The 3,974-nt window shown below is 36.8% G+C and carries 3 protein-coding genes; 2 read left to right on the forward strand and 1 reads right to left on the reverse strand.

Translation table 11 applies throughout. The features are described 5' to 3' along the window. Positions 1-452 precede the first annotated feature (452 nt). Together AFK68_RS07050 and AFK68_RS07055 are read left to right on the forward strand one after the other, a co-directional pair. Positions 453-1,223, forward strand: a complete 771-nt coding sequence (locus tag AFK68_RS07050; protein ID WP_094672145.1) for a multicopper oxidase domain-containing protein — start codon at positions 453-455, stop codon at positions 1,221-1,223. 60 nt (positions 1,224-1,283) lie between these two features. Continuing rightward, complete coding sequence (locus tag AFK68_RS07055; protein ID WP_094672146.1) at positions 1,284-2,558, forward strand: RNA-guided endonuclease TnpB family protein; 1,275 nt, start codon at positions 1,284-1,286, stop codon at positions 2,556-2,558. A 930-nt stretch (positions 2,559-3,488) separates the two neighbouring features. On the opposite strand, the gene AFK68_RS07060 is transcribed toward AFK68_RS07055, so the two are convergent. After that, positions 3,489-3,773, reverse strand: a complete 285-nt coding sequence (locus AFK68_RS07060) for a c-type cytochrome (RefSeq protein ID WP_246844043.1) — start codon at positions 3,771-3,773, stop codon at positions 3,489-3,491. Positions 3,774-3,974 lie beyond the last annotated feature (201 nt).

A 3,974-nucleotide genomic window follows, 5' to 3' on the forward strand; every position in this document is an offset into this window, starting at 1 on the left:
AAAGAAGTTAATTCGGAGTTAAATGAAATAATTCTCTTTGACTATCTACACCAGATTAAATCACTAACTAACTTATTAGGCTTTTAGCTGTCACAAGTTTCAATCTACATCTAAATAATAAACAATAGCTGTAATGCTTTTTTGACTAGATTTAAAAAGGCAACTTAAAGTCTGACAGAAAATCAAATAATAGCAAACATCACGCTCATCAGATTACATTAATTGTTTTTGATTTTTTGTGTGAGATTTGATTGAGCAGAAATAAAGATCGAGAAGGCGAATGCCTCGATTAATTAAAAAAATTCGGTTGGCTTAACTGTAAATGTCTGTCGAAGAGATACCGCTAAAAGTCTTGGTTATAGCAGTAGGAATATTGCAGACAACATTTATATAGCATCTATCACTTGAGTGTGACTCATTTTATCAGTTTTACGGAGTGGAAATAATTAATTATGGCTGACGTTGCATTAAGAGACGCAAAAATTATTGGTCAAGAGAACTTTGAATTATGGAGTGAAGGCTTCGATCCCGATGGTTATCTTCCAGTCTTGCCTCACCCAGATGTAGTAGTTCCCTTTTATAACCCTATTGAAGAGTGGCAAAATAACCCACAGGGAAACACCGGAGATTTCTTTTCGAGCTGGGGTCCAGATGAGGTATTAGAAGCACAACTCTCGATGGAAGAGTTAGAGCGATTAGAGATAGAAGGTTTAGGAATTCTCACCTCAGCAGATGGATTAGTACCATGGTTACCTCGTCTCGATCCTGATACCGGACTACCCCTTTTAGATGAAAATGGAGAAACTCTACCTAGCTTCACTCCTTATGAAATACTGAGAGCGTATCAAGGTACAGCTCCTGACGGTACAACTTCCGAGCTCAAGATTCCTGGTCCATTGATAGTGACTGAACCTGGGGACAAGGTACAAATTACTCTGACAAATAATTTAACTAAGATAGAAGAAGCAGGAAATACTCCAGCTAACACAGCATCTAACCTACATACCCACGGTTTCCATACATCTCCTCTAGGTCGTGCTGATAATGTTCTACATTTACTAGGTGCTGGAGAAACCTTTGAATATGATATTCAGATTCCCACAGACCAAACTGTTGGTCTAAGTTGGTATCACCCTCACTTTCATCACAAAAAAATCGGTATGTGGGAAACCCGCCAGTTTAAACGGCGGGATGGAAGCGAATCGACGGGTTTTAACCCGTAGTCATGTTGACAATTCAAGTATACTTCGCTAATATATACATTATACAGCGAAAACTATTGTATGTACCTAACTCAAAAGAACAAAATTAGAAATTTGTCTAGCACCGAATTTAAAGCGTTAAAAACTTTGTGCAGATTATCTAAAAATATGTACAATGTCGGCTTGTATTCTGTGCGACAATTCTATTTCTCTGAGGGCGGATGTCTAAGGTATGAATCAAATTATCATTACTGCAAAGAAAACGAAAATTATCAGCTACTTCAAACTGATATTGCACAACAGACTTTGAAAGTGGTAGACAGGTCTTTTAAGTCATTTTTTAACTTAATTCAGAAGGCCAAAGAAAGTCTCTATCGGTTTGAACAAATACGAATGCCTAGATATCTCAAAAAAGAGGGATACTTTCCTTTAATAATACCTCGAATCAAGGTAAAAGATGGATATTTCAATATTCCAATGTCTAGGAAATTTAAGGCTGAATATGGTGCAGTAAAAATCCCTTTTCCTGAGAGATTAGCAGATAAGAATCTTAAGGAAGTTAGAATAATCCCTAGATTTGATGCCCAGTTTTTTGAAGTAGAATTTATTACCGAGTCGGAGGCAGAGCCAGTAGTAAAAACAGATAATGCAGTAGCAATAGACTTAGGTTTAAACAATTTAGCCACTTGTGTATCAAACACTGGGTCATCGTTTATTTTAGACGGTAGAAAACTCAAATCAATTAACCAGTGGTACAACAAAGAAAATTCTAGATTGCAATCCATAAAAGATAAGCAGGGTATTAAAGGTTTGACAAAAAAACAAATTAGTATCACTGTAAATCGGAATAATCAAGTTAGAGATTACCTAAATAAGGCTGCTAGATACTTAATCAACTGGTGTCGTAAAAATCAAATATCCACTCTAGTTGTAGGTGTTAATCCTGGCATGAAACAAAATATCAATTTAGGCAAAAAAACTAACCAAAAGTTTGTACAAATACCGCACCACAGTTTGAGACTAAAGCTAAAATCTATGTGTGATAGATACGGGTTAACTTACACTGAACAGGAAGAATCCTATACTTCTAAAGCTAGCTTTATAGATGGTGATTTAATCCCTGTATATAATGCTGATAATCCAACCGAATATAGTTTCAGCGGTAAACGAGTTAAACGTGGTTTGTACAAGACTAGAGAAGGGAAATTGATAAATGCCGATACTAACGGTGCATCGAACATTGGAGTTAAAAGCAACCTGAATGGGTTTACCCCGGACAGACTAGAGGCATCTTTGGCCATGCCATTAAGGGTAAAATTTGACGTGAGGAAAGTCCGTCAAATTTATTCCGCTTAAGAATCCACGCGACTTTAGTCCGTGGAGTGTCAAAACACTTATTCTAGGAATCTGATTGGTGAATGCAAGCTAGCTAAATATTTACAAAAGTTTTTCTGTCTATTTCTATTAACTAGCTATTAGCTTTTCCTTAGGTCATGCGGAGCAAACAGCATTTAGCAGGAGCGCTAAAATCAGAGGGTTTAAGTCCCCCACAAGAGCTTGAAAAATTAGTGGTGCGCTTTGCGTGGGGGTTATAAGACGCGGAGGGGATACTCAAGAGAAGCCCCCATTATACCATTTCTCAAAAAGTTTTCTACATTTGATTAAGCAGGGGAGTAGAGGAGTGGTACGGACGTTGCATGCAACGTCCGTACAGAGNCTATTAGCTTTTCCTTAGGTCATGCGGAGCTTGCCAGCATTTAGCAGGAGGGCTAAAATCCGAGGGTTTAAGTCCCCCACAAGAGGAGAGAAAAATTAGTGGTGCGCTTTGCGTGGGGGTTATAAGACGCGGAGGGGATACTCAAGAGAAGCCCCCATTATACCATTTCTCAAAAAGTTTTCTACATTTGATTAAGCAGGGGAGTAGAGGAGTGGTACGGACGTTGCATGCAACGTCCGTACAGAGAAGTAAAGATAAGAATAATTAACATTCATAAGTGCTAAAATTAGCAAAAAGATTAAAATATCGGTGTTAACTACTTAATAACTGAAGTGTTAGCTAAGTATAGCATTACTTTTAGTAATTCGTATTATATCATGTCCGGATAAGAGCGTGATAAAAAAAACTTTCTTCTTTTTATACTTTCTTTCTCCTCTCTTCCCTCCTGACTCCTGACTCCTGACTCCTGACTCCTCCCTCATTTATTTATAACTATTCAACCGGACATGATATTATACACAGTGAAAAGCTAATAGCTGACTGCTGACTGCTGACTGCTGACTGCTACTTCAATGCCAACCATTTTCTGCTTGCTGCAATACATAAGCTGATACAGTTTCAATTTCTGCTGGAGTTAAACGGTCTTGATAAGACGACATATTGTTTTTACCATTTTTAACTAGAGAAGCGATCGCCTCGACAGAATCTAATTTATTTTTTTTCAAAGTCCTTATTTTTAAGTTTTTCCACCTTCTAACAATATTGCCTCCATTAGCATGACAACCTGCACAATGAATCTGAAAAAGTTCTCCACCTTTTGTTGTTTCCACTCCTAATACAGTGGGCATTTTCATAATATTGATTGATATAAATATCAATAAGCAAACTGTAATTATTTTTTTCATTTTTTCCTTTGTAAATTTAATGAGCAGATGTCAGTATCGTGAAATATCTAATACTTTCTCAGGTTTCTAGAAAATATTTTTTGAATCTGTAAAAATCTTGATTCATAGAAAGATAAAAAAGCTGGTTAATGGTAAGCATTCAGTTATTAG

The sequence above is a fragment of the Hydrocoleum sp. CS-953 genome, from assembly GCF_002260545.1.
GTDB lineage: Bacteria > Cyanobacteriota > Cyanobacteriia > Cyanobacteriales > Microcoleaceae > Trichodesmium.